We start from the raw sequence: 23,775 nt of genomic DNA, 5'->3' as shown, positions 1-23,775 counted from the left end.
AGGAGACGTACATGACGGCATTCATCCTGGTGTCGGGCACCTTCACCGGCGGCTGGATCTGGCGGGAAGTGGCCGCAGGACTAAGGGAGTCGGGCGCCGACGCCCATCCGGTGACGCTCACCGGCATGGGAGAGGGCGGCCCTCCGGCGGGACCCGGCACGGACCTGGAGACGCACATCCGGGATGTGGTGCGGCTGATCGACCAGGTGGACGCGCCCGAGGTGGTGCTCGTCGGCCACGCCTACGGCCTGTACCCCGTACTCGGCGCAGCGGGCCGGCGCCCGGAGCGCGTGGCCCGCATCGTCAACGTGGACGGGGGACTGCCCCAGGACGGTGACCCGGCACTCGGCCTCGTACCCGACCAAGCGCTCCGGGACCGGCTTCTGAACCCCTCCGGACCGGCCGGGGACGACGGGTTGATCGCCCCTCCGCCACTCGACGCGTGGCAGCGCTGGGGGAGTGTCGAGGGCATCGGCACGGACGGGCTGGCGAGGCTGGCCCGCTGCGCCGCACCACAGCCGGCGGGCACCCTCACCCAGCCGCTTCCGTTGTCCGACGCGGTCGCGGAGCTGCCGCTGACCGGGGTCCTGTGCACCGCCAACGGGTCGAGCATCCAACTGGTCGAGGCCGCGGTGGGTTTCGGTGACCCGCGCTTCCAGGCGCTCACCGACCCCCGCGTGACGTTCTTCGAACTCGCCACCGGGCACTGGCCGATGCTCTCCGTCCCCGGCGAACTGGCCGCGGTGCTGGTCCGGGCCGCCGCGGGAGAAGGACACCGGCTGGCCGAGACCGCGAAGGAGCAGCCCGTCCACCTGCGGCCGTTCCTCATGGACGTACCCGAGCGGCCCCGTGAGCGGGTCGGGCGGTTCGACCTCCACCTGCCCGAGGGGGACGGCCCCCGCCCCGCCGTGGTGTTCGTGCACGGCGGTCCGCTGCCCGCCGGTGCGCTGCCGACCCCGCGGGACTGGCCGACCATCCTCGGCTACGGGCAGTACGTGGCGCAGCTGGGCGCCGTGGGGGTGACGCTCGACCACCGGCTTCACGACTTCGCCGACTACGGGCGGGCGGCCCAGGACATCACCGACGTGGTCGAACGCGTACGCGCCGATCCGCGCGTCGACGGGGACCGCGTGGCGCTCTGGTTCTTCTCCGGCGGCGGTCTGCTCTCCGCGGACTGGCTCGCGGCGCCCCCGCCGTGGCTGCGGTGTGTGGCGGCGACCTACCCCGTGCTCGCGCCGCTGCCCAACTGGACGTTCGTCGATCCCCGGTTCCGGCCCGTGGCGGCGGTACGCGGCGCGGGCGGGCTGCCGATCGTGCTGACCCGGGTCGGCCTCGAACGGCCGGAGATCATGGCGACGGTCGAGGAGTTCCTGACCGCCGCCAAGGAGTGCGGAGCGAACGTCGAAGTGGTCGACGTGCCCTCGGGACACCACTCGTTCGAGGCCCTCGACCACACCGAAGAGGCGCGCGAGGCGGTGGAGCACGCGGTACGCACGGTGCTGGGGCACCTGCGCGGCTGAGGCATGTCCCTGCCGGTCGTGGCTACTCGAACCGCGAGGGGTCGCCCGCTCCCCTGCGGACGATCTCCGGTTCACCGCCGGAGAAGTCGATGACCGTGGTCGGCTCGGTGCCGCAGTCACCCGAGTCGACCACGACGTCCACGACGTGGTCGAGCCGCTCCTTGATCTCCCAGCCCTGAGTCAGCGGCTCCTCCTCGTCGGGCAGGAGCAGCGTGCTGGACAGGATCGGCTCACCGAGTTCCGCGAGCAGCGCCTGTACGACGGCGTGGTCCGGGATGCGCACGCCGACCGTCTTCTTCTTCGGATGCATCAGCTGGCGCGGCACCTCCTTCGTAGCCGGGAGGATGAAGGTGTAACTGCCGGGTGTGGCCGCCTTGATGGCCCGGAACACGTCGTTGTCGACCTGTACGAACTGGCCCAGCTGGGCGAAGTTCTCGCAGACGAGCGTGAAGTGATGCCGGTCGTCGAGGTTGCGGATCGACCGGATTCGGCCGATGCCGTCACGGCTGCCCAGCTGGCACCCCAGCGCGTAACACGAATCCGTCGGGTACGCGACGAGGGCGCCGGAACGGATGCTGTCGGCCACGCTGCTGATGGTGCGCCGCTGAGGATTCTCGGGGTGCACGTCGAAGTACTTCGCCATCCGCCGAGTCTAGGGCCTCGGACGATCCGGGCCCGATGGGCCGGCGCTCCGGACCACCATCCGGGCGCACCGCCCGGCGCCCCGTAGCCACCGCCCGTGCCCGGAGTGCTCCCCGCGCACGGGCGGCCGCCTCAGCCCGGCAGTCCCCAGCGGCTGCCTTTGGCCGCCGCCACCAGTTCGGGCACCGTGCCGAGTTTGGCGCGTGTCCGGCCCTGGTCCCGGCCGCGCGCCAGCTCGGCCCGGTCGATGGCCGCCAGGCCGCGGGCGTCGATCAGCCGGCGTGTGCGGCTCCGGACGAGGCGGCGGAACGCCGTCGGTGTCCGGGCCGGTGCGGGCAGGGAGCCGGCCACGGCATCGGCGAGGAGCGTGCCGACGGTCTCCGCCGCACAGGTGCGGTTGGCCCCGATGCCGCCCGAGGGCCCGCGCTTGATCCAGCCGACGATGTACGTCCCGGGCCGCCCCGTCACGCGGCCGCCCTCGTGCGGGACGGTGGCGGTCGTCTCGTCGAAGGGCAGGCCCGTCACCGGCACACCGCGGTATCCGACGGCCCGCAGGAGCATGCCCGCCGGTATCTCCAGATCCCCCGCGACGCCCGTCACCCGAGCGGCCCGGACGGTGCCGGTGCCGAGCACCTCCACGGTCGAGGAGTGGAAACGCAGGACGATGCGGCGCCCCGGGTCCGGCTCCCGCGACCAGTCGACCGTCCGCCGCGCAACGTCCCGCAGCAGCCCGGCCTTCTCCTTCGGCGAGGCACTGTCGATCGTCGCACCGGTCCGCGGATCGTGGTCGTCGACGACGAGTCCCACACCCGGGAGGTGCTTGAGGGCGCGCAGTTCGGAGGCGGTGTACGCGGCGTCCTCGGGGCCGCGGCGGCCGAGCAGGACCACTTCGCGCACCTTCGATGCCCGCAGGGCCGCGAGGGCGTGGTCGGCGATGTCGGTACCGGCCAGCTTCCCGGGGTCCGTGGCGAGGATACGGGCGACGTCGACCGCGACGTTTCCGTTGCCGACCACGACCACGCGCTCGCCCGAGAGGTCTACGGCGTCCGCCGCGACCTCGGGATGGGCGTTGTACCAGGCGACGAACGTGGTGGCCGCGATGCTGCCCCGCAGGTCCTCTCCCCCGACACCGAGCCGGCGGTCGGTGGAGGCGCCCACCGCGTAGATGACCGCGTCGTGATGGGCGGCGAGCTCCCGCGTCGTGATGTCCTTGCCCACCTCGACGCCGAGGACCATCCGCACCCGGGGGTGGGCGTGGAAACGCGCGAAGGTGTCGCCCACCTTCTTCGTCGCGGGGTGGTCCGGGGCGACGCCGTACCGGATGAGGCCGCCGGCCACGGGAAGCCGGTCGACGAGGGTCACTTGGGCGTTGGTGTGCAGCAGCAGGTCCTCGGCGGCGTACATACCCGCCGGACCGGTGCCGACGATCGCGACCCGGATCGGCGCGAAGTCGGACGGCACACCGCGCTCGAAACTCGGCTCGCCCCAGGCGTGGAAGTTTGGTCCCGCGCCGACCGGTTCGGGCTCGCAGTCCACGAAGTGGTCCGCGTTGATGGCGGCGTACTCCTGCTGCGCCGCGGGGAGGCTGTCCACCGGGAAGATCGCGTCGACCGGGCAGGCGTCGGCGCAGGCACCGCAGTCGATGCAGGTCTTCGGGTCGATGTACAGCATCTCCGTGCTGCCGAACTCCCGCTCCTGTGGGGTGGGATGGATGCAGTTGACCGGGCACACGGCGATGCAGGTGGCATCGCTGCAGCAGGTCTGGGTGATGGCGTAGGTCATGGCGTCGGCTCGGCTCCGGTCGGGCGATCGGCTCGGGTCAGATCTCGGGTCAGATGAGGTTTGCGCGCTTGTAGAAGAACAGCGCCGGCTTCGTGAGCAGGCGGGCCGAGGACAGGAACTCCATGAGGCCCGCACAGCTGGAACGCATCAGGGACCTGTGGTGCTCGTTCGCCGCCGCCTCGGTGAGGGCGCGCTTCGTATCGAGCCCGGCGTTCGCGTAGACGCCCCGGTTCACCATGCTGGTGACGATGAAGTAGGAGGCGATCGCGATCACGAGCGCGTTCAGCTGCCGGCGCAGCGGGCCCGCGTGGCGGAGCCGCTTGCGGGTCTCGTCGCGGGCGAACTTCATGTGCCGGGACTCCTCCACCACATGGATGTTGTTGATCGTGCGGACAAAGGGCACGACCCGCTCGTCGCGCATCCAGTCGCGCTGCATGACGTCGAGGACTTCCTCGGCGACGAGGATCGCGGCGTACGCCGCCTCGCCGAAGGCAAGCGTCTTGAAGACCCTGCCGAGTTCGACGACTCCCCGGTGGGGCTTGTAGGCGGGGGCTCCCAGCTTCGCGGCGCCCCTGGCGAACATGATGGAGTGCCTGCACTCGTCGGCGATCTCCGTGAGCGCCCACTGGAAGTCCGCGTCGGTCGGGTCCTTGGTGTAGATGTCGCGCAGCACCATCTGCTGCAGGATCATCTCGAACCAGATGCCGGTGCTGGCCACCGACGCCGCCTCCTGGCGGGTCAGCTCCTTGCGCTGGGCATCGCTCAGTTCCTGCCAGTAGGCCGTCCCGTAGAGCGTGCTCCACTCGGGGCTCGCACCGTGGAAGTCCTTGTCCAGCGGGGTGTCCCAGTCCACCTCGGTGGCCGGGTCGTACGAAAGCTTCGCGGACGAGTCGAGCAGCCGCCGTGCGACGTCCTGCTCCTGGAGCCGGTCCTGTTCCTCCGGCCGAAGTGTGCTGTTTGACATGCTGCGGCTCCTTGAATCGAGAGGTCGACCCGACGCCGGCCGCCTTGTCGCCCCCATCGCTGCCCGCCTGATGGGTCGATGACTGCCGCGCGCCGCCCACGCTTGTTAGACACCGCGTCTAGCAAGCTGTTAGGCGGAAGGTACAACAAGAGTGGCGCGCGGGCCTACCCCCGGTAACAAAATGCGTGGGATCTCTCCACGGAGCCGCCGCCGCCTCTTCACCGCGCGTGTGGCCCCGGCGGATGACCGGCCGTGTCAGACCCTCGCCGTACGCTCGCGCCATGAGTGTTTCCCTCTACTACAGCGCCCGCCGCGAGCAGCCCCTGACCGAGGCCGAGACGGCTTCCGTCGAGCGCGTCGTCACCGCCCACATGGCCTCGTTCCCCTACGGCGGAGAGGAGGAGTGCCTGTATCTCTACCCGCCGGACAGCGCCGACGAGGGCGAGATCCTCGCGGGGTCCACGAAGATGCCGCTCGACCCGGGCCGGCTCCTGCCGGTGATCGCCGGTGTGCTCGACTCGGTGACCGAACTGCGCCGCGCCGTCAAGGGCGCGCGGTGGCGCGTCCATTCGGACGACCTCGATGTCCCCTGGGACGAGACCGAGGGCTACGCCCTGCCCGGGATGCGCGACCCCGACCTCATCGCCGAGCTCGGCACTCTCTGACGGCCGGGCCCGTGGGCGGCGTGCGTGGCGTCAGTCCCGCTCGTGCTCGTCCGACGAGCCGGTCACGTCTTCTTTGCCCGGACGCGAGCGCCCCACCCGCAGCCGGCCCCGGAGCTTGTCCACCAGCGGGTATTTCTCCCGTTGTTCACGGGACTGGCGGTCCAGCTCCTCCACCAGTCGCGCCGACCGCTTCTCCACGTCCAGCTCGTCCAGAATCCGGTCGACCTCCGCCAGCAGCGCCCCGTGCAACTGCCACTGGCGCGGATGCTGCTGTACGCCGCCGAGCAGCAGGAACGCGACGACCTCGCGGCTCTCGCGGCTGGCGGAGAGCTCGCTGACCAGCCGGTCCTCCGCGGCGTCGGCGTTGACGCTGACCTGTGTGGTGATGAGTTCGGCGAAGCTCTCGACCGCGTGGGCCATATGGGCGAGGAGCTTCTGGATGGCGGCAGCCGTCTCGGGCTGGAAGAGCGGCTCGTCCGTCCGTGCCTTGGCGAGGTCGGTCAGGGTGCGGCACACGGTGCGGAGCACCACCGCGCAGATCTCCAGGGTGTCCAGCCCGGTCCGCAGGACGACGCGGAAGAGCATGCCTTCCTTCACGCGCGGGTTGAGCCGGAGGCTGTCCTCCGCCTGCCGGAGCGACGCGTCCACCTGCACGATGTCGTGGTCCAGCCGACGGGCCTCGTGCAAGCGGTCGGCGGCCACCGCCACGGTGGTGTGGCCGATCACCTCGTCGCTGAGGCAGAGGAGCAACCGCGCCATGCGGCCCGCGAGATGCTCGATGGCCTCACTGGCCGGCTGCACCCACACCGGTGGTGCGAACAGCACGTTGAACAGCAGCCCGACGGCCGCCCCGATGAGCGTTTCGAGCACCCGGTCCCAGGCCGTCGCGGCCACGCGCGTCACGCCCAGCACCAGCATCGCGCTGATCGCCACTTCGGGTACGAACTCGCCGGCCCGGACGAAGCGGCCGAGCACCAGGGACGCGAGGATGATCAGACCCAGACTCCACCAGCTCAGCCCCACCAACGAGCTGAAGCCGATGGCGATGACCACACCGGCCACCACCGCGTTCACCCTGCGCATGCTCGTGGTGAGCGTGGAGTAGAGGGTGACCTGGACGACGAGCAGGGCGGTCAGCGGCGCGGTGAGCGGCGCCGGTTCACTGCTCAGCATCAGGGCGACGACGTAGGAGATGACGGCGGCCACGGTCGACCGGATCGTCTGGACGACCACCGGCTCGTTGTGCCGCCGGACGAGATTCAGCAAGGGGTCGGTGACTTCGGGCACTCTGTGAATCCTCCGGGGCCTACGCGCAGGGGGCATCAGCTGCCGCGAACGGGCCGCCTCGGGGCGGTGGCCGTCGAGGGGGCCCGCGCGGCGGGGACTCCGTTGCGCCGCCCGCGGCCCCGGGCCCGTGCGGGAGACAGTAAGTGGCGTCCTGCCGGGCGGGCCCGCGACATGCCGTCCGTGCGGACCCGGGCCCCGGTTGGGCTATTCGGGGACGCGCCCGGCTCGGCTACCGGTCCGTTCTCCCGTCCTCCGGTTCTTTTCGCTCCTCCCGTTCCGCCGTCTCGGCGACGCGCTTGATGCTCGCCAGCCTGCGGTCCCAGTCCGACGCGAGCGCGGCCATCCACCGCGAGGTCGCGTCCAGCGCCGCAGGCCGCACCGTGTACCGCATCTCGCGGCCCACCCGGCTGCCGGAGACCAGTCCGGCGGCGTCGAGGACGCCGAGGTGCTTGACCACGGCCTGCCGGGAGACGGGGAGACGTGCGGCCAGCGTCGTCGCGGTGGCCTCGCGCTGTGCGGCGAGCAGGTCCAGCAGCTGACGCCGTGTCGGGTCGGCCAGAGCGACGAGAACGCTGTCGACCGCCTCCGCTCCACCTCCGTCCGTCACGCGGACGACTGTTCGGCGCGCTTCCTGAAGGCGTCGAGCACCTGCGGCCAGCCGCCCGTGTTGTCCTGCACGGCCTTGTCCCGCAGTTCGGCGGAGCCCGCGAGGGCCGCGAACCCGCTCTCGACGACCCGGAGGCGCGTCTTGTCGCCCTCGGGTGTCAGCATGAACTCCACGAGGGTGCTGTTGTCCTCGCGCAGCTCCTCCCCGGGAAACGCACTGGCCCAGCGGTACGCCAGGTACGACTGCGGCTGCACCTTCTCCACGCGTACGGGGAAGTCGCCGTACTCGGGGTTCTTCGCCACCATCGACTCGCCCTCCCTGGCCACCGTTCCGGCCAGGCTCGCCTCTTCCGCCACCCAGAAACCCGGTTGGGCCACCAGGGGCCAGACCCGCTCCAGAGGTGCGTCGATGAGGGTTTCGCGCTCGATCCGGTCCTCGCTCATGACGGGACTCCTTCGTATTGTCCACTTCGTCTGCGTGCAACTCCAGGGTTGCACGTCGAAACCCGACGCGCAACCGATGGGTTGCGCGTCGGGGCTGGGTGACCCGCCGCTCTACAGCGCGGGCACGACACCGGCGAGCTGATGGACGAGGGCACGTACGCCCTGGGCAGGAAGACCGGCGAGCGGGTGACGCAGGACGGGACGGGCGCGGAAACGAAGCGGAAGAAGCACCGCTGAGCTCCGCTACCGCTGTACGGCGAGCGCCTCGTCGATCTCGCGCACGAAGGGTTCCAGGTCGCCGGGATTGCGTGAGGTGATGAGCCGCCAGCCGCCTTCGGTGTCGGTGACGACCGGCTCGTCGGTCCAGTCGCCGCCCGCGTTGCGGATGTCGGTCTTCAGCGAGGCGTAGGAAGTGAGCCGCTTCCCTCCGACGACGCCCGCCTCGACGAGAGCCCATGGCCCGTGGCAGATCGCGGCGACTGGGCGGCCGGACTCCGTGAAGGCGCGGACGATGCCGGTGGTGGGCCCCTGCAGCCGGAGTGTGTCGGCGTTCAGGGTGCCGCCGGGGACGAGCAGCAGGTCGTAGTGTGCCGGGTCCGCGTCGGCCAGAGTCAGGTCGGGACGGACGGCCTTGCCGGGGTTCTTGTCGCCGACCAGCGTCTCGATGTCGTCCATCGACACGGCGGCGACATCGACCTGTGCGCCCCACCCGCGAAGATGCTCGACGGGGACCACGAGTTCGTCCTGCTCGACACCGTAGTTGGTGACGATGGCCAGTACGTTCCGCTTGCTCACGTCATTCTCAGTCATCAACGGTCACCCTTCCTGAACGATGCGTGCCGATGGCGATCGCAGATCCCTGGGTTCCCCTGAATCTCGTAGCCATGCATGCTCATCGGCCATGGACAGCCCGCTCCGGGGAACGAGCTCGGCCGTGGTTCCGCCTCGCTCAGCGGTCGGGCGTCCTGCTGCCGCGGGTGGAGGGTGGCGCGTGCCCGATGCGGCGCAGGTGCTGGACGAGCCCCCGGCCGTTCGCCTCGACCACTTCCGCCGCGATCTCGCCCAGCTTGCGGTTCGTCCGCTGGGAAATGGTCCGCAGTATCGCGAACGCCGCGCCCGCGTCGCAGCCGACGACCCGCATCACGATGCCGCAGGCGCGGTCGATCACGGCGTGCGACGTGAGGGCCTTCTTCAGCTGCTGCACTTCGACCTCGGCCGACGTGTGGTCGTGATCATGAAGCAGCCCGTCGATGAAGTCCTCGGCGAGCGCCCGGACGGGCTGCTGGACCGAGAGGGGGAGTACGCCGGGCCGGAACGCGTAGAGGCTGACCGTCGTGACCACGCCCTGTCTGCGGACCGGGACGGCCAGACAGGCGCGCAGGCCCGCTCCCAGAGCCTGGGCACGGAAGCGCGGCCACCGGCTCTCGGCGACCAGGTCGGCCGAGATGACGGGTTCGCACAGGGCGAAGGCGTCGGCATCCGGCCCATCGCCCGTCGTCTCCTGGAGGCGGGCCAGGACAGCGAGGTCGGGATGGGTGGCCGTGGTCCGGTGCCCGCCGCCGGGTACACGCAGGGTCACGGTGGCTCCGCAGCAGGCCGGGGCGCATTCCATCGCGCGCAGGCTCAATCGCGTGGTCCGCCGCACGGCGGTTCCGGATTCCGTGTTCACCTCGGTCGACGAAGACACTCCGATTCCTCCTTCGCACGAATGCGCCGACCGGCCCCGGCCGACCGGAAGAGCCAGCCCCGCCGTCCGTCCGGAATACGGCCGGATCCGTTAGCTTCGCTCTATGAGCCAGTCACAGGACTTCGGCAGCGAGTTCCGGGACTTCGTCGCCCGGGTTGAGGAGCTGCGTGCAGCCCGCGCCCGCCCGGACTCCGAACGCTCGGTTCTGCTCGACGCGGCGCTCCTGGAATTGCAGCACGTCGTCGACGGCATGCGCCCGGCGTACGACGAATTCACCTCCCGTGCCGCAGGAAGGCCATCCGCCGGAAAGGCCGGGCAGCAGCTCTTCAAGGCTATCTTCGAAAGCCTTCCGGTGCCGGTGGCTCTGGTGGACGGCGAAACAGTCGTACGGCGCATCAATGCCGCCGGCGCCGAGCTGACCGGCCTGCCCCCGGGCTATGCGGCGGGCAGGCCGCTGAGCGGGATTCTGCGCCCCGGGGACCGGCCGGCGCTGCGCAGCCAGACCGCCGCTGTCGCGCGGGGGGAGGGCAGCCGCAGCCTCGCCGTGCAGCTTCAGCCACGGACGGGGGCCCGGATGCGCGTCACTCTCAGTGAGCTGGCGCTGCCCGGTGACACGGACACCGCCGTGCTGGTGGCGCTCTGGCCCTCCTCCGGTCTGCCGACGGCCCCGGAAGTATCGGCACGCCCGACCCGAGCCGTGCGGGTGGCTGTCCGCGAGGCCGAGCTCACGGACCTGATGGACCGGACGAGCAGCATGCTGCTCAGGGGCGGCGCAGATCGTCCGGCCGAGGCTCTGCGGGCCGTGACCGGACTGATCAGGGACGCAATCGCCGACTGGGCGCTGCTCGACCTCCTCGTCGACGGAGCGCTGACCCGCAGTGCCGTGCACGGCCCCGAGGGGAACGACGACCCGGGACTGGAGAAGACGCTGGTCCAACAGGACCCGCGCCGCTGCCCTGTGGTGGTCGAGGCGGTGAGTACGGGCTCCCTGGTGTTCGACGGGCTGGCGGACGAGCTCGACCGGCTGGGCGCTGACGACAACGGGGCTCCGTTGGTGGGACGCGCCGACGTCGGTTCGCTCCTCGCCGTGCCGCTTTCCGCCGCGGTCGGTGAGACCCCGGCGCGGGGTGCGCTGACTCTTCTGCGGACGGGGGCGCAACCTCCGTTCTCCCTGGCCGAGGCCAAATGCGTGGAGATGATCGTGGGGCACATGGCAATCGTCGCGGAGGGACGCACCGGCCGTGCGGAGACGGCCGGGGGCGGCGAGTAGGGCCTGCCGTTCGGACGGAACGGTATGAGGGCGGTCTGTTCGGCCGCCGGGTGCGCCACCAGCGCGGGCAACCCGAACGGGCGAGGGCATCGGACCCCGCACGTTCGGCGAGGGGGTCACAGGCGGTCACCTCTCGCCCCGTAACCCGAACCAGCCGATGACCGGTACGCGACCGGTCCCGGTACGGGGACGGAGGAGACCGTCGAGCGTGGCGGCGAGGGTCCGGCGCAGCGTCGCCTGCCCTCCCTCGGGTCATTCGAACGGTAGCTCCGGAGGTGCGGCGGAGTCGTCGTCCGGCAGGATCAGGGTGTGAGAACCGAACGGCAGGAAACTCCGCTCGGTGCCGTCAGGAAAGCGGCGGCATGAACAGGACGCGGCATTCCGCTGGGGCAGCTCGATGGCCAGGGGTACGGAATACGGCGCCACGGTTCCCGTAACCGTCGGCCGTAATAACGCAACCAGGCGCATACGAAGGCGTCGTGCCCCGCGCATCGTTCACGGACACGACGATGCCCCGGGTCGCGCGCGTTCCTTCACTCCACGCACGGCCCGAAGGGAGCAGTGGGTGCATGACGACCTCAGCGAATGAGCGATTGCCCCGGCGACGCGCGGTGGTGACCGGCGGCACCGGACTTCCGGGCTCGCCTCTCTGTGAACGCCTGCTGGACGGCGGAGTTGTGGTGGACCGTGCCGACAACCCGTCGTCGGGACCGTTTGCGACAGAGGCCCACCTCGTCGGAAGCGACGGATTCCGATTCGTCAACTGCGATGTCCCCGAGCCTAATTGTACGCGCGCCCTGACCGGGCCGGTCCACGGCACACCGTCATGCTGGTGACGAGCGCGGTGATCCCGCCCCTCGCCGTACACCACCGCGCCGTGGGCCGGCCCCGGCACAGCCGCGCCACTCTCTGGGGAGGCCGCTCATGACAGCGCCCCGGCACAGGCCGTCGCCGCCCGGCAGCCCGATACCGCACCGGCCAGCCGCCGTGCTCTTCGGCCGCGACGGAACCCTCGTCCACGACGTGCCCTACAACGCAGACCCCGAACGGGTCCGCCCGGTCCCGGGCGCCGCCCAGGCCGTACGGCTCGTACGCGAGGCCGGGATGGCGACAGGCGTCGTCAGCAACCAGTCCGGCATCGGACGCGGCCTGCTCACCCACGACGAGGTGCGCCGGGTCAACATCCGCGTCGACGAACTGATCGGGCCCTTCGACGTCTGGATCTACTGCCCGCACCACCCGGACACCGGATGCCCCTGCCGAACACCGCGCCCCGGACTCGTCACCGACGCGGCCAGGCGCCTCGGTGTACGACCGGCGGACTGCGTGATGATCGGCGACATCGCGGCCGACGTATTCGCGGCCAGGGCGGCCGGTGCCGAGGGGATTCTGGTCCCCAACGGGGCGACACGGCCCGAGGAGACCGCGGCGGAGGCCGAACCCGCCCATGACGTCCTGAGCGCCGTCATGCGCCTGCTGGCCCGCCCGGTGCACACCCCGGACGTCCACCTCCGCACGGACGGGCGGCCGGCATGAACGCATGCGCCGTACGGCCGAGGTGCCCGCCGAGGACCCGCGCCACTTCCTCGGGGACGCCGCCTGAGCCAGGTACGGAGTCCAGCGGTCTCCGGACGACCGGGAACGACTCATGAAGGAGGTCACGCGATGACGTATCCCAAGCCTCGCCCCGGCCGGATCGCTCTGGTGTCCGAACACGCGAGTCCCCTCGCCGAGCCGGATGGCCCCGACGCGGGTGGCCAGAACGTCCACGTGGCGCAGTTGGCCGGACACCTGGCCCGGCGCGGACACGACGTCACCGTGTACACGCGCCGGGACCGTACCGGCACACCGACGATGGTGCGCACCTCGGACGGCGTCAAGGTCGTCCATGTGCCCGCCGGTCCGCCGACCGCCGTACCCAAGGACGAACTGCTGGTCTGGATGCCCGACTTCGGCGCCTACCTGTCCCGCATGTGGCGGCTCGCCCGTCCCGACGTGGTGCACGCCCACTTCTGGATGTCCGGCCTGGCCTCCCTCACCGGGGCCAGGGAGGCCGGCATCCCCGTCGTCCAGACATACCACGCGCTCGGCACCGTGAAGCGGCGCTACCAGGGCACCGAGGACACCAGCCCCCACGAACGCGTCGACCTGGAGTCCCGCATCGGGCGGGAAGCAGACCGGATCATCGCGACCTGCGCCGACGAGGTGATCGAGCTCGTCGCCATGGGCGTCCCGCGCGGCCGGATCAGCGTGGTGCCCTGCGGGGTGGACACCACGCACTTCGTACCCGCCGGCGCCCGGCCGCCCGGGGCGCCCTACCGGCTCCTGTCCGTCGGCAGGCTCGTACCCGGCAAGGGGTTCGAGCGCGCGATCAAGGCCCTGGCTGCCGTGCCGAACGCCGAACTGCTCATCGCGGGCGGCCCGGAACCGCCCCTGCTGGTGGCCGACCCGGAGGCCGAACGGCTGCGCAAGATCGCGGCGGAGCACGGGGTGACGGAGCGGGTACGGCTGCTCGGCCGCGTACCGCTGGACAGGATGCCGCAGCTCATGTCCAGCGCCGACCTGCTGCTCTCGCTGCCGCGTTACGAGCCGTTCGGCACCGTCCCCGTCGAGGCGATGGCCTGCGGCACACCGGTCGTGGCCACCGCCGTCGGCGGCCATCTGGACACGGTGGTCGACGGTGTGACCGGCACCCTGGTGCCGCCAGTCGAGACCCCCGGCCACGACCTGGCGGCCACGATCCGCTCCCTGCTCGACGACCCGGCCAGGCGCGCCCGTTACGGAGCGGCGGGCCGGACCCATGTGCTGGCCCGGTACACGTGGGACGAGGTCGCCGACGGTGTCGTACGGGTCTACGCCCAGCTCTGCCCCGCTCCCCGGCCTGCGGAGGAGGCACGATGAATCCCATCGCCGGGCCAGGGGCGGCGACCACACGCTCGGCGGGGCCGGGGAAGACCCCTGAATCCCACCTCCCCGGCCCGGTCCATCGTGGCCGGCCGCTCGGCCGCCTCTGCGGGTCCCCCTGTGCCCGGGGCCCAAACATGGCGAGCTCCCGCCCGCGCGCTGCCCGGCCCACTCACAGGAGCGGGGCGGCGCTGGGGCTGTCTTCCCAACCATCAGCGCCTCCGCCACCGCGTACGTCGGCGGCGTGATGTACGGAGTACCCCTGCAGTCCGGTGCAAACGCGACCGTCCGGGATACGTGCGTATCCCGGTTGAAGCCGCGCATCGGGGGAACCCGGTCGCGCAGAGGAAGGCACCCGGCGTCGCCGCGCGATACGGCACTGGCCGAGGGAGAGACATGGGAAGGCACGCGGACCTCGTCCGGGCCATGGCCCGGAAAGCGAAAGCCGCCAAGCTCAAGGCGGACGGTGCCGCACTGGACGACGAGCACCGAAGAGAAGAGGGGCGGCGGCTGCAAGCCGCAGCCCGGCAGGTGGAAGCGCAGGCGAGATCCGCCCGGAGCGCCTCGGGCCGCTGAACCGCACACCACCACGAACCCACGGGACCGGAACACCGCCCGGCGCCTCGCCGGCGTGGGCCCATCCGGATGACCCGGCGTTTGGCACGCCCGGAGCCGGATACCCACCAGGGCCGGGGCACCCAGGGTGAGGCCCGCGCCGAGGCATACGAACCGCCACCAGGAGAGCTCAATGAGTGACGAGAAGCAGAAGCAGCGGGACAGCGTACGTGCGCCCGATCCGTCGGACGGGCCGCTCACGACCGACCAGGGGGTGGCCGTCGAGCACACGGACGACTCGCTGACGGTCGGGGACCGTGGTCCCACGCTGTTGGAGGACTTCCATTTCCGGGAGAAGATCACACGGTTCGACCACGAGCGGATCCCCGAGCGGGTGGTCCACGCCCGCGGGGCGGGTGCCTACGGCTTCTTCCAACCGTATGAATCCTGTGCCGAGTTCACCCGGGCCGCCTTTCTGCAGGACCCGTCCGTACGCACCCCCGTCTTCGTACGGTTCTCCACGGTGCAGGGCCCGCGCGGCTCGGCCGACACGGTCCGTGACGTACGGGGGTTCGCCACCAAGTTCTACACGTCCGAGGGCAACTACGACCTGGTGGGGAACAACTTCCCGGTCTTCTTCATCCAGGACGGCATCAAGTTCCCGGACTTCGTCCACGCGGTGAAGCCCGAACCCCACAACGAGATCCCCACCGGCGCGTCCGCGCACGACACGCTCTGGGACTTCGTCTCCCTTCAGCCCGAGACCCTGCACACGATCATGTGGCTGATGTCGGACCGGGCGATCCCGCGCAGTTACCGCATGATGCAGGGATTCGGCGTCCACACGTTCCGCTTCGTCACGGCCGACGGGCGCGGAACGTTCGTGAAGTTCCACTGGAAGCCGAAGCTGGGCGTCCACTCGCTCGTCTGGGACGAGGCACAGGAGATCCAGGGCCGCGACCCGGACTTCAACCGGCGCGATCTGTGGGACACCATCGAGGCCGGTCAGTACCCGGAATGGGAACTGGGCGTGCAGCTCATCCCGGAAGAGGACGAGCACTCGTTCGACTTCGACCTGCTCGACGCCACGAAGATGGTGCCCGAGGAACTGGTCCCGCTCCGTCCCATCGGACGCATGGTCCTCAACCGCAACCCGGACAACTTCTTCGCGGAAACAGAACAGGTGGCCTTCCACACCGCCAACGTGGTGCCCGGCATCGACTTCACCAACGACCCGCTGCTCCAGGCACGGAACTTCTCCTACCTGGACACCCAGCTGCTCAGGCTGGGCGGCCCGAACTTCGCCCACATCCCGGTCAACCGGCCCGTCGTCGGCGTGCGCAACAACCAGCGCGACGGCTTCCACCAGGAGCAGATCCACACCGGGACCAACTACACGCCGAACTCCCTGGGCGCGGGATGTCCGGTCCTCGCCTCCACCGAGGCGGGAGCGTACCGGCACCTCACCGAGCAGGTCGACGGCCAGAAGATCCGGCGCCGCAGCCCGAGCTTCGACAACCACTACCTCCAGGCCGCGCTGTTCTGGCGCAGCATGACGGACTGGGAGCAGCAGCACATCATCGACGCGTTCCGCTTCGAGCTCGGCAAGGTCTCGGCGAAGGACGTCCGCGCCCGGACCGTCGAGCAACTGGCGCTCGTATCGGCCGACCTGGCGAAGGCCGTCGCGGAAGGCGTCGGTGTGTACGCGCCCGAGGGATCGCAGACCCCCACGCCCGAGCCCTCACCGGCCCTGAGCATGGAGAACAACAAGGGCGACGGCTCGATCGCCACCCGGCAGATCGCCGTCCTGGTCACGGACGGCGTGGACGACACACAGGTCACGGCGGTCAAGGAGGCGCTCACGGCGGACGGCGCCATCGTCGAACTGCTTGCACCCCAGGACGGCACGGTCCGTACCGCCGGAGGCGGAACGCTCCCCGTCGACCGCGCGCTGCCCACCGTGGCCGCCGTGCTCTACGACGCGGTCGTCCTGCCGGACGGGGCGCGGTTCTCGGACGACCCGGTCCGCAGGTTCGTCCGCAACTCATACCGCCACGGCAAGCCCATCGGCGGATACGGGGAAGCGACTTCCGCCCTCGCGGATCTGCTGCCGGCCGCGGTGACCGGCGCCGAAGGGAACGACCACGGTGTGGTCACCGCCTCGGCCGGCGACGACGGCTTCAGTACGGCCTTCGCGGCGGCGGTCGGCAAGCACAGGTTCTGGGACCGGCCGGCCCTCGCCTGACGCGCCGGGCCGGGGTGTACGGGAGTCCACGCGCTCCGTCCTCGGACGGAACGCTTCCGTACGCCCCGGCCCGGGCCCGGGGGTGGCCGCGCGGATTCCTCGGCTTATCGCGAGTACGAGAGCCTGCCCTAGTGCTCCGGTCGGCGCGCCTCGCCGCCAAGTCGCCTCGGTTACGGCATTCTCTGTGGCTGATCTGGGCCGATGGCGAAAGGAACGCACCTCGGCAGATGGAGGACAACAGGTGTGACAGTCACTTTCAGAACAGCATTTCAGCACACCGGCGGTTCGGTTCTGGTCAGTGCGGCAGGGGATCTGGATGCCGCGGCCGAGCCGTCCCTCTCGCGTGCCCTCGGCAGTGTGCCGCCGGGCACCGCGGTGGTGATCTTTGACATGCGCGGGGTTCCGTTCATGGACTCGGCCGGGCTGCTGCTCTTCCTCGATCTGCACCGGCGGGCGGAGCACCGGGGTCTCAAGGTCCTCGTCGTCGGCTGGCAGTCCCAGCCGCAGCAGGTGATGGAAGTCCTGGCCGGACTGCCGGGTGGCAAGGCCCGCCCCCGTGAACGCGCCGCGCTCATCGGCTTCCGCCGCATGGTCGAGGAGAGGGCCGAGCGGCAGCGACAGCTTGCCTGGAAGGCCCCGGCGGCAACCGATCCCCGCGTACAGCCCGTTCGGCACGGCGGCCGGTAGAGCGGCGTACGCCGCCCCGCGGTCGTGCCGGATGACCACGCCCTACCGACAGGGAGTACAACCATGGCGACCAAGGTCTCCGACTACGTCCTGCAACGACTGCGCGAATGGGAGGTCGAGCACGTCTTCGCCTACGCCGGTGACGGCATCAACGGCCTGCTCGCGGCCTGGGGGCGGGCGGACAACGATCCGAAGTTCATCCAGGCGCGCCACGAGGAGATGGCGGCCTTCGAGGCCGTCGGATACGCGAAGTTCTCCGGCAAGGTCGGGGTGTGCGCGGCCACGTCGGGCCCCGGAGCCATCCACCTGCTCAACGGCCTGTACGACGCGAAGCTCGACCACGTTCCCGTAGTCGCGATCGTGGGACAGACCAACCGCAGTGCCATGGGCGGCTCCTATCAGCAGGAGGTCGACCTGCTCAGCCTCTACAAGGACGTCGCTTCCGACTTCTGCGAGATGGTGACCGTTCCTGAGCAGCTGCCGAACGTGATCGACCGGGCCATCCGCACGGCGTACGCCAAGCGGACGGTGACCGCCGTGATCATTCCTGCGGATGTGCAGGAACTGGACTACACGCCGCCGACGCACGCGTTCAAGATGGTGCCCTCCAGCCTCGGTACGAGCACCAGCGCACCCGTCCCGGCCCAGGAGGACATCGAGCGTGCCGCCGAGGTGCTCAACGCGGGCGAGAAGGTGGCGGTCCTGGTCGGACAGGGCGCGCGGGGTGCGCGCGCCGAGGTCGAGGTGGTCGCGGAGCTCCTGGGCGCGGGCGTGGCCAAGGCACTGCTCGGCAAGGACGCGCTCCCGGACGACCTGCCGTACGTCACCGGTTCCATCGGCCTGCTCGGCACCCGTCCCTCGTACGACCTGATGCGGGGCTGCGACACCCTCCTGGTCATCGGCTCCAGCTTCCCGTACTCCCAGTTCCTGCCGGAGTACGACCAGGCGCGAGCGGTGCAGATCGACATCGACCCGTTCATGATCGGGCTGCGCTATCCGTTCGAGGTCAACCTGGTCGGGGACGCCCGCGCGACGCTCGAAGCCCTCCTTCCCCGGCTGAAGCGCAAGAAGCACGGCGCCTGGCGCAAGAAGATCGAGAAGGACGTCGCCCGGTGGTGGGAGGTCATGCAGCGGCGGGCCCAGGTGGAGGCGGACCCGGTCAACCCGGAGTACGTCGTGCACGCACTCGACGACCTCCTGCCGCTCGACGTCATGCTCGCCGCCGACTCCGGCTCCGCCGCCAACTGGTATGCCAGGCACCTGCGGATGCGCGGCACGATGCGCGGGTCGCTCTCCGGCACCCTCGCCACGATGGGCCCGGGGGTGCCGTATGTGATCGGCGCCAAGTTCGCCCATCCCGGCCGCCCCGCCATCGCCATCGTCGGGGACGGGGCCATGCAGATGAACGGCATGGCGGAACTCATCACCGTCGCCAAGTACTGGCAGGAGTGGCAGGACCCCCGGTTGATCGTCGCGGTGCTCAACAACGAGGACCTCAACCAGGTCACCTGGGAGATGCGCGCCATGACCGGGGCGCCACAGTTCCTGCCCTCACAGGCTCTCCCCGACGTGCGCTACGCCGACTTCGCCCGCTCCATCGGCCTGGACGGGGTGCGCGTGGAGAAGCCGGACGAGGTCGAACCCGCCTGGCAGCGGGCCCTGGGAGCCGACAGGCCCTTCGTCATCGACTTCCGCACCGACCCGGCCGTTCCCCCGATCCCGCCGCACGCCGATCTCGACCAGATCGAGGCGGCGGCGCTGTCGGTCCTCAAGGGCGACAGCGACCGGGGAGCCGTCCTGCGCCAGGGGATCAAGGCCAAGGTGCAGGAGATGCTGCCCGGCCACCGCCGGGATGCCGGGGCGGGTGGCCGGGCAGGACAGTGAGTCCCCGGAGGGTCCGGTTCAGTGCGGGCGTCCGCTCAGTGTGTCGCGGAGCCGGTCGACGAATCCGATGCCGGGCGCCACGAACTTGATGGCGGGCGGCGACGTGGGCAGCAAGGGGTGCGGACGCGTCGGCGCCGTCTCCATCGTGCGGCGCACGAGCTGCCCCAGCGTGTGCAGCTCCTGCTCCGGGCAGACGCGGGCCAGCTCCGGGAACAGCCGTAGCTCCTCGTCACGGATACGAGCGGAGACCTCGGCCCTCAGCCGGTGCAGGGCCTCGGTGAAGCGTGGATCGTCGGCCTCCAGGTCTTCCAGTTCCTTGAGGATCTCCCCGATGCGGGTGTGGGCGGAAACCTCCTGGTCGGCGAGCGCCCGGCCGTCGCTCAGGCGTCGGCGTACCACCGGATAGAGGTGCGTCTCCTCGGCGACCGCCGTCCGCACCAGCTGGGCTGTCAGCTCGTCCGCCAGGGCGCGGCACCGCAGATCCTGTACGGGCAGGGCCTCGATACGGGCGACGAGTGTCTCCGTTTCACGGTGACCGGCCTGAAGTTCCGCGATCACGCTGCTGCCGTGGGTCATGGCACTCTCCTCCGGGGCCGCCCCGCCGCTGCGGACGGGTGACACGGCGCTGCGTCGCTGCCGTGACGCCCCGACCTTCGTACGTCCCGCACGAGTAGGTGACAGGGGTTCAGCGCTTCCTCCACGTCATCGCCATCCGTGTCGTCATCGGTGCTCGGCGGGCGGTTAGGTCGGACCGGGATGCCCGATGAGCAGGTCGTATCCAGGGGGCAGTTGGAGCAGCAGACGCCGGGTGAGGTCCTCGCCGGCGGCATCGGCCGTGACGCTCAGAACCGCGCCGACGTCCCACAGGGCGGTCTGTTCGGTCGCTCCATCGATCCACGCCGCCGTGGCGCGGACGAATCGCTCGGGCGAGAGAGGTTCCGCCGCTTGCAGAGGGTTCAACAGGATGAGGGCGAACGTGTCCGGCAGCTTCGCGGCCAGTTCGGAACGTTCTTCGCCCACGACGTGGGCGCCCAGCAGTGCGAGTACGGTGCGCGCCGCCCGTTCCGCTTCGTGCGGCGAGCGGTAGCTGCCGCGTTCCATGACGGCGTCCAGGAACGCCGTCCAGCTCATGTGAGTCACTTGTGACCTCCCTGCGTAGTCCTGGAGGAGGCGGGGGCGGGACAAGGGAAGGGGAGAACGTGTCCCGCCCCTCGCCGCCCGGCAGACGGTGCCGGTCCGGCTCAGCGCTCGGTCTCGGTGCGGACGGGTTGTTCGCCACCAATGCTGATCCTGCGCGGCTTCGCGCGCCGCGCGATCGAATGCGCAACGTCAGGACGCCCGCCTCGTAGTCGGCCCGGATGTTCTCCGTGTCCAGGGTATCGGCCAGGACGATCCGCCGGAAGAAGACTCCGAGTGGCCGCTCCTCCGCGGACTGCGCCCGGGCCCGTCGGGCAGCACGGGCGAGCAGCGCGTCCAGGCGACACGGGACCACCGGGGACCCGTTTGAAACCCGTGGTCGTGCCACCATTCCCCGCCGATGGACCCGCTCAAGATGCGAGCTGCGCTCCGTTCATCAGACTGGGATTTATGGCAGAGCAACGTCGCAAGCGCAGTGCGCAGACTTCGACAGCGCCCCAACCCCGGCGCACCCCCCCCGTGCGAGGGCCCGGACAGGCCGCCGAGGCCGCCTGTCAGAGCCTCGACGGCCTGCTCGGCCATCCCACCGAGGGGGTATCCGCCGTGCGGCGCAGCGATGACGGCTGGTGTGTCGTCGTCGACGTGCTGGAAGTGCCGCGCATCCCGGACACCACAAGCCTCCTCGCCTCCTACGAGGTCCAACTCGACGCGGACGGCGAACTCATGGAGTACCGCAGGGTCCGCCGATATCGGCGGGGCGCCGCCGACGAGTGATCCACGCGTGCCCAACAGCTGGAAGGACGTCCCATGCCCACGACGACTTATTCGGACGAAGTGGCGCCATGCCCGCCGCGTGCGGGCACCTTGTATGACGTACTCGAACTCATTCTCGACCGGGGAATGGTGATCGACATCTTCGTCCGGGTGTCTCTGGTCGGCATCGAGATCCTCAAGATCGACGCCCGCATCGTGGTCGCGAGCGTGGACACCTATCTGCGCTTCGCCGAGGCGTGCAACCGGCTCGACCTGGAGCGGGACTCGGGGAGCACCACCGTTCCCGAGCTCCTGAGCGGCAGCGCGGCCAGGTCCATCGGTAAGCGCAAGGTCCGCAAGGCCGCCGAATCGGTCGGCGACAGCGTCCGCAAGGCGGTCGGCACCGGTGACGACGCCGACGAGCCCGACGAGGACGGGGAAGAGGAGCGGCCCAAGAAGCGGCGGGCGCCCGCCCGCAGCGGCAGCACCGGAGCGAACCGCCGCCGACGTGTGGAGGCGTGACCGGTGACCACGAACGGCGTGTACGTCTACGCGATCATCCATGCCGGCAGAACACTGCCCGACGACGTCGGCGGGGTGGGCGGGCCGGCTGTCGCCGTACGGACCGTCGGGCAGGGGCCGATCGCCGCCGTGGTCAGCGAGGCTCCCGTCCAGTTGCGGGCGCGCCGGCGTGACCTCCTGGCCCACCAGGACCTGCTGCTGCGCCTCACCGACGAAGGCCCGGTGCTGCCGATGCGCTTCGGCATGATCGCACCGGACGAGGAGACCGTCAGGACACAACTGGGCCGGGCCGAAAGCGCGCACCTCGCGACCCTTGAACAGCTGGCGGGCCGGGTCGAGGTCAACCTCAAGGCGTTTCCGGCGCAGGACGCACTCGCGGCACTGGTGGCCGAGGACAAGAACGTCCGGCGACTCCGTGAGGAAGTGCGCCGCCGTCCCGCCTACGACGCCAGCGTGCGCCTGGGGGAAGCGGTGGCGACGGCCCTGTCCCGCCGGGCGGCCGAAGCCGGCAGGAAGGCCCTCCGCACCCTCACACCTCTGGCCCGGTCGGTCCGTCCGGGACCGGACGTGCAGGGCTGCGCGCTCAACGCGTCCTTCCTCATCGACCGGAGCGACAGCGACTCCTTCCGCGCCACGGCCCTCGCGCTCGCCGACGAGTACCGGGAGCATGCCGAACTGCGCCTCGCCGGCCCCCTGCCCTGCTACAGCTTCGTCAGCTCCGAGGCCGCTCCGGCGACCACGGCGGGTGTCTGACATGGGGCTGATCACCGGACTCCTCACCCTTCCGCTGGCGCCGGTGCGCGGCGTGATCTGGGTGGCGGAGAAGGTCCACGACGCGGCCGAGCGCGAATTGCACGACCCCGGGGTGATCCGCGCGCAGCTCGCCGCGCTCAACCAGGAACTTGAAGACGGAAATATCGATCTGGAGGAATTCGAGCAGGAAGAGGAACGGCTGCTCGACCGGCTGCACGCAGCACGGGTCGGCCCGGCACCACACGAACGAAGGTGACTCAGCCATGGATGACACGACCAAGGCGACACTCGCGGCCGCAGTGGTGGGCGGCTATGTGCTCGGCCGTACGAAGAAAGCTCGTATGGCGATCACGGTTGCGACCTACCTCGCCGGCAGGCGCTTCGGGCTCGAACCGCGACAGCTCGCCACCGAAGGCTTGCGCCGGCTCGGTGAGATGCCCCAGTTTGCCGCGCTGCAGGACCAGTTGAAGGGCGAGGTCCTCGAAGCGGGCCGTGAAGCGATGACGGCCGCCGCCAACCGCGGCATGAACTCGCTCGCCGACGTCATCAGCGAACGCACGGCCCGGCTCGGCGAGTCGCCGAAGGAGGGCGACGAGGGCGAGGGCGAGGAAGAGGAGTCCGAGGACGAGGGCGCACCCGAGGACGAAGGCGCGGAGGGCGAGGAGGAGGAAGGGGAGGAAGAGGAAGAGCCGGAGGAGGAAGAGCCGGACGAGGAAGAGGAAGAGCCGGAGGAGGAAGAGCCGGACGAGGAAGAGCCGGAGGAGGAAGAGCCGGACGAGGAAGAGCCGGAGGAGGAAGAGGAGCCGGAAGAGGAGCCGGAGGAGGAAGAGGAGCCGGAGGAGGAAGAGGAGCCGGACGAGGAAGAGCCGGAGGAGGAAGAGGAGCCGGAAGAGGAGCTGGAAGAGGAGCCGGAAGAGGAGCCCGAGGAGGAAGAGGAGCCCGAGGAGCCGGAGGGGGAAGAGGAGCCCGAGGAGGAAGAGGAAGAGGAGCCGGAAGAGGAAGAGCCGGAAGAGGAAGAAGAGCCGGCGAAGCCCAAGCCTCGGCGAGCACGCCGAGCCGAGAGCCAGGCCCCTTCCCGTAAGCCGACCGGTTCCCGTGCGAAGAAGGCCGCTCCGGCGAAGAAGACGGCACCCGCCAAGAAGGCGGCACCCGCCAAGAAGGCACCCGCCAAGAAGGCGCCCGCCAAGAAGGCGCCCGCCAAGAAGGCGCCCGCGAAGAAGGCGGCGCCCGCGAAGAAGGCCACTGCCAAGAAGTCTGCTCCGGCGAAGAAGACGGCGGCCAAGAAGGCGACGCCCGCGAAGAAGACAGCGGCCAAGAAGTCGACGACCAAGAAGACCGCGGCCAAGAAGTCCGCCCCGGCGAAGAAGACGGCGAAGAAGTCGGCTCCCGCCAAGAAGTCGGCTGCCAAGAAGGCGACGCAGTCGAAGCGGACAGCAGCATCCAAGCGCGCGGACCGGAGGAGGTAGGC

General features: G+C 70.5%; 25 protein-coding genes and 1 pseudogene. 15 read left to right on the top strand and 11 right to left on the bottom strand.

Annotation, left to right across the window (positions count from 1 at the left end; all coding sequences use genetic code 11):
- Nucleotides 1–11 precede the first annotated feature (11 nt).
- Nucleotides 12–1,520 carry an alpha/beta fold hydrolase gene (locus ACFWSK_RS14080; RefSeq protein WP_383784687.1) on the top strand — a complete coding sequence of 503 codons (1,509 nt, stop codon included), beginning with the start codon at nucleotides 12–14 and terminating at the stop codon, nucleotides 1,518–1,520.
- A gap of 22 nt (nucleotides 1,521–1,542) precedes the next feature.
- Here the strand turns inward: ACFWSK_RS14080 and ACFWSK_RS14075 are convergent, their stop codons facing one another.
- The 3 genes from ACFWSK_RS14075 to ACFWSK_RS14065 form a co-directional block, all read right to left on the bottom strand.
- Complete coding sequence (locus ACFWSK_RS14075) at nucleotides 1,543–2,163, bottom strand: L-threonylcarbamoyladenylate synthase (RefSeq protein ID WP_383784684.1); 621 nt, start codon at nucleotides 2,161–2,163, stop codon at nucleotides 1,543–1,545.
- Nucleotides 2,164–2,294: 131 nt separating this feature from the next.
- Nucleotides 2,295–3,944, bottom strand: a complete 1,650-nt coding sequence (locus ACFWSK_RS14070; RefSeq protein WP_383784681.1) for an FAD-dependent oxidoreductase — start codon at nucleotides 3,942–3,944, stop codon at nucleotides 2,295–2,297.
- 49 nt (nucleotides 3,945–3,993) lie between these two features.
- Entirely contained in the window at nucleotides 3,994–4,908 is a 915-nt protein-coding gene (locus tag ACFWSK_RS14065; protein WP_383784678.1) for a diiron oxygenase, read from the bottom strand.
- A 281-nt stretch (nucleotides 4,909–5,189) separates the two neighbouring features.
- On the opposite strand from ACFWSK_RS14065, the gene ACFWSK_RS14060 reads away from it, so the two are divergent.
- Nucleotides 5,190–5,573 carry a hypothetical protein gene (locus ACFWSK_RS14060; protein ID WP_383784675.1) on the top strand — a complete coding sequence of 128 codons (384 nt, stop codon included), beginning with the start codon at nucleotides 5,190–5,192 and terminating at the stop codon, nucleotides 5,571–5,573.
- Nucleotides 5,574–5,603: 30 nt separating this feature from the next.
- Here the strand turns inward: ACFWSK_RS14060 and ACFWSK_RS14055 are convergent, their stop codons facing one another.
- The 5 genes from ACFWSK_RS14055 to ACFWSK_RS14035 form a co-directional block, all read right to left on the bottom strand.
- A complete protein-coding gene (locus ACFWSK_RS14055) occupies nucleotides 5,604–6,860 on the bottom strand; it encodes an aromatic acid exporter family protein (protein ID WP_383784673.1) in 1,257 nt (418 codons plus the stop codon).
- Between the two features lie 229 nt (nucleotides 6,861–7,089).
- Nucleotides 7,090–7,467, bottom strand: coding sequence for an ArsR/SmtB family transcription factor (locus tag ACFWSK_RS14050; RefSeq protein ID WP_383784669.1), 378 nt, complete (start codon nucleotides 7,465–7,467; stop codon nucleotides 7,090–7,092).
- On the bottom strand, nucleotides 7,464–7,910 hold the full coding sequence (locus ACFWSK_RS14045) for an SRPBCC domain-containing protein (protein ID WP_383784666.1): 447 nt from the start codon (nucleotides 7,908–7,910) through the stop codon (nucleotides 7,464–7,466). The genes ACFWSK_RS14050 and ACFWSK_RS14045 overlap by 4 nt, the downstream gene beginning before the upstream one ends.
- Nucleotides 7,911–8,153: 243 nt before the next feature.
- Nucleotides 8,154–8,720, bottom strand: coding sequence for a type 1 glutamine amidotransferase domain-containing protein (locus tag ACFWSK_RS14040; protein ID WP_383784664.1), 567 nt, complete (start codon nucleotides 8,718–8,720; stop codon nucleotides 8,154–8,156).
- 139 nt (nucleotides 8,721–8,859) lie between these two features.
- Nucleotides 8,860–9,489 carry an ANTAR domain-containing response regulator gene (locus ACFWSK_RS14035; RefSeq protein ID WP_383784661.1) on the bottom strand — a complete coding sequence of 210 codons (630 nt, stop codon included), beginning with the start codon at nucleotides 9,487–9,489 and terminating at the stop codon, nucleotides 8,860–8,862.
- Nucleotides 9,490–9,700: 211 nt separating this feature from the next.
- On the opposite strand from ACFWSK_RS14035, the gene ACFWSK_RS14030 reads away from it, so the two are divergent.
- The 8 genes from ACFWSK_RS14030 (at nucleotide 9,701) to ACFWSK_RS13995 (ending at nucleotide 19,142) form a co-directional block, all read left to right on the top strand.
- Nucleotides 9,701–10,867: a PAS domain-containing protein gene (locus ACFWSK_RS14030; protein ID WP_383784658.1), complete on the top strand. Its 1,167-nt coding sequence runs from the start codon at nucleotides 9,701–9,703 to the stop codon at nucleotides 10,865–10,867.
- Nucleotides 10,868–11,376: 509 nt separating this feature from the next.
- A complete protein-coding gene (locus tag ACFWSK_RS14025) occupies nucleotides 11,377–11,703 on the top strand; it encodes an NAD-dependent epimerase/dehydratase family protein (RefSeq protein ID WP_383784917.1) in 327 nt (108 codons plus the stop codon).
- Between the two features lie 88 nt (nucleotides 11,704–11,791).
- Nucleotides 11,792–12,403: a D-glycero-alpha-D-manno-heptose-1,7-bisphosphate 7-phosphatase gene (locus ACFWSK_RS14020; RefSeq protein WP_383784655.1), complete on the top strand. Its 612-nt coding sequence runs from the start codon at nucleotides 11,792–11,794 to the stop codon at nucleotides 12,401–12,403.
- Nucleotides 12,404–12,532: 129 nt separating this feature from the next.
- Complete coding sequence (locus tag ACFWSK_RS14015; RefSeq protein WP_383784653.1) at nucleotides 12,533–13,768, top strand: glycosyltransferase; 1,236 nt, start codon at nucleotides 12,533–12,535, stop codon at nucleotides 13,766–13,768.
- Nucleotides 13,769–14,167: 399 nt separating this feature from the next.
- Nucleotides 14,168–14,347, top strand: coding sequence for a hypothetical protein (locus ACFWSK_RS14010; RefSeq protein WP_383784650.1), 180 nt, complete (start codon nucleotides 14,168–14,170; stop codon nucleotides 14,345–14,347).
- A 172-nt stretch (nucleotides 14,348–14,519) separates the two neighbouring features.
- Nucleotides 14,520–16,571, top strand: coding sequence for a catalase (locus ACFWSK_RS14005; protein ID WP_383784647.1), 2,052 nt, complete (start codon nucleotides 14,520–14,522; stop codon nucleotides 16,569–16,571).
- A 243-nt stretch (nucleotides 16,572–16,814) separates the two neighbouring features.
- Nucleotides 16,815–17,258, top strand: coding sequence for an STAS domain-containing protein (locus tag ACFWSK_RS14000; RefSeq protein WP_383784644.1), 444 nt, complete (start codon nucleotides 16,815–16,817; stop codon nucleotides 17,256–17,258).
- Nucleotides 17,259–17,321: 63 nt separating this feature from the next.
- The gene (locus ACFWSK_RS13995; protein ID WP_383784641.1) at nucleotides 17,322–19,142 is read left to right on the top strand and encodes a thiamine pyrophosphate-requiring protein; all 1,821 of its coding nucleotides are present in this window, start codon (nucleotides 17,322–17,324) and stop codon (nucleotides 19,140–19,142) included.
- Nucleotides 19,143–19,160: 18 nt separating this feature from the next.
- On the opposite strand, the gene ACFWSK_RS13990 is transcribed toward ACFWSK_RS13995, so the two are convergent.
- The 3 genes and pseudogenes from ACFWSK_RS13990 to ACFWSK_RS13980 form a co-directional block, all read right to left on the bottom strand.
- Nucleotides 19,161–19,718 (bottom strand): hemerythrin domain-containing protein, encoded by a 558-nt coding sequence (locus ACFWSK_RS13990; RefSeq protein ID WP_383784638.1) that lies wholly within the window; start codon nucleotides 19,716–19,718, stop codon nucleotides 19,161–19,163.
- Between the two features lie 165 nt (nucleotides 19,719–19,883).
- Entirely contained in the window at nucleotides 19,884–20,273 is a 390-nt protein-coding gene (locus ACFWSK_RS13985) for a DUF2267 domain-containing protein (protein ID WP_383784914.1), read from the bottom strand.
- A gap of 110 nt (nucleotides 20,274–20,383) precedes the next feature.
- Nucleotides 20,384–20,610, bottom strand: a pseudogene (locus ACFWSK_RS13980) (Hsp20/alpha crystallin family protein); the annotation flags it as partial.
- 119 nt (nucleotides 20,611–20,729) lie between these two features.
- Here ACFWSK_RS13980 and ACFWSK_RS13975 point away from each other — a divergent pair.
- The 5 genes from ACFWSK_RS13975 to ACFWSK_RS13955 are packed head-to-tail and all read left to right on the top strand — an operon-like array spanning nucleotide 20,730 to nucleotide 23,773.
- Nucleotides 20,730–21,053 (top strand): gas vesicle protein, encoded by a 324-nt coding sequence (locus tag ACFWSK_RS13975; protein ID WP_383784636.1) that lies wholly within the window; start codon nucleotides 20,730–20,732, stop codon nucleotides 21,051–21,053.
- Nucleotides 21,054–21,086: 33 nt separating this feature from the next.
- The gene (gene gvpJ / locus ACFWSK_RS13970; protein ID WP_383784633.1) at nucleotides 21,087–21,554 is read left to right on the top strand and encodes a gas vesicle protein GvpJ; all 468 of its coding nucleotides are present in this window, start codon (nucleotides 21,087–21,089) and stop codon (nucleotides 21,552–21,554) included.
- Between the two features lie 3 nt (nucleotides 21,555–21,557).
- Nucleotides 21,558–22,307, top strand: a complete 750-nt coding sequence (locus tag ACFWSK_RS13965) for a GvpL/GvpF family gas vesicle protein (RefSeq protein ID WP_383784630.1) — start codon at nucleotides 21,558–21,560, stop codon at nucleotides 22,305–22,307.
- A 1-nt stretch (nucleotide 22,308) separates the two neighbouring features.
- The gene (locus tag ACFWSK_RS13960; protein WP_383784627.1) at nucleotides 22,309–22,563 is read left to right on the top strand and encodes a gas vesicle protein GvpG; all 255 of its coding nucleotides are present in this window, start codon (nucleotides 22,309–22,311) and stop codon (nucleotides 22,561–22,563) included.
- A gap of 7 nt (nucleotides 22,564–22,570) precedes the next feature.
- Nucleotides 22,571–23,773 (top strand): histone protein, encoded by a 1,203-nt coding sequence (locus ACFWSK_RS13955; protein ID WP_383784624.1) that lies wholly within the window; start codon nucleotides 22,571–22,573, stop codon nucleotides 23,771–23,773.
- Nucleotides 23,774–23,775: the final 2 nt, after the last annotated feature.

It is taken from the genome of Streptomyces sp. NPDC058620, assembly GCF_042717135.1.
GTDB lineage: Bacteria > Actinomycetota > Actinomycetes > Streptomycetales > Streptomycetaceae > Streptomyces.
The sequence above is the reverse complement of the archived record's forward strand: the minus strand, read 5'-3'. Positions and strand labels throughout refer to the sequence as shown.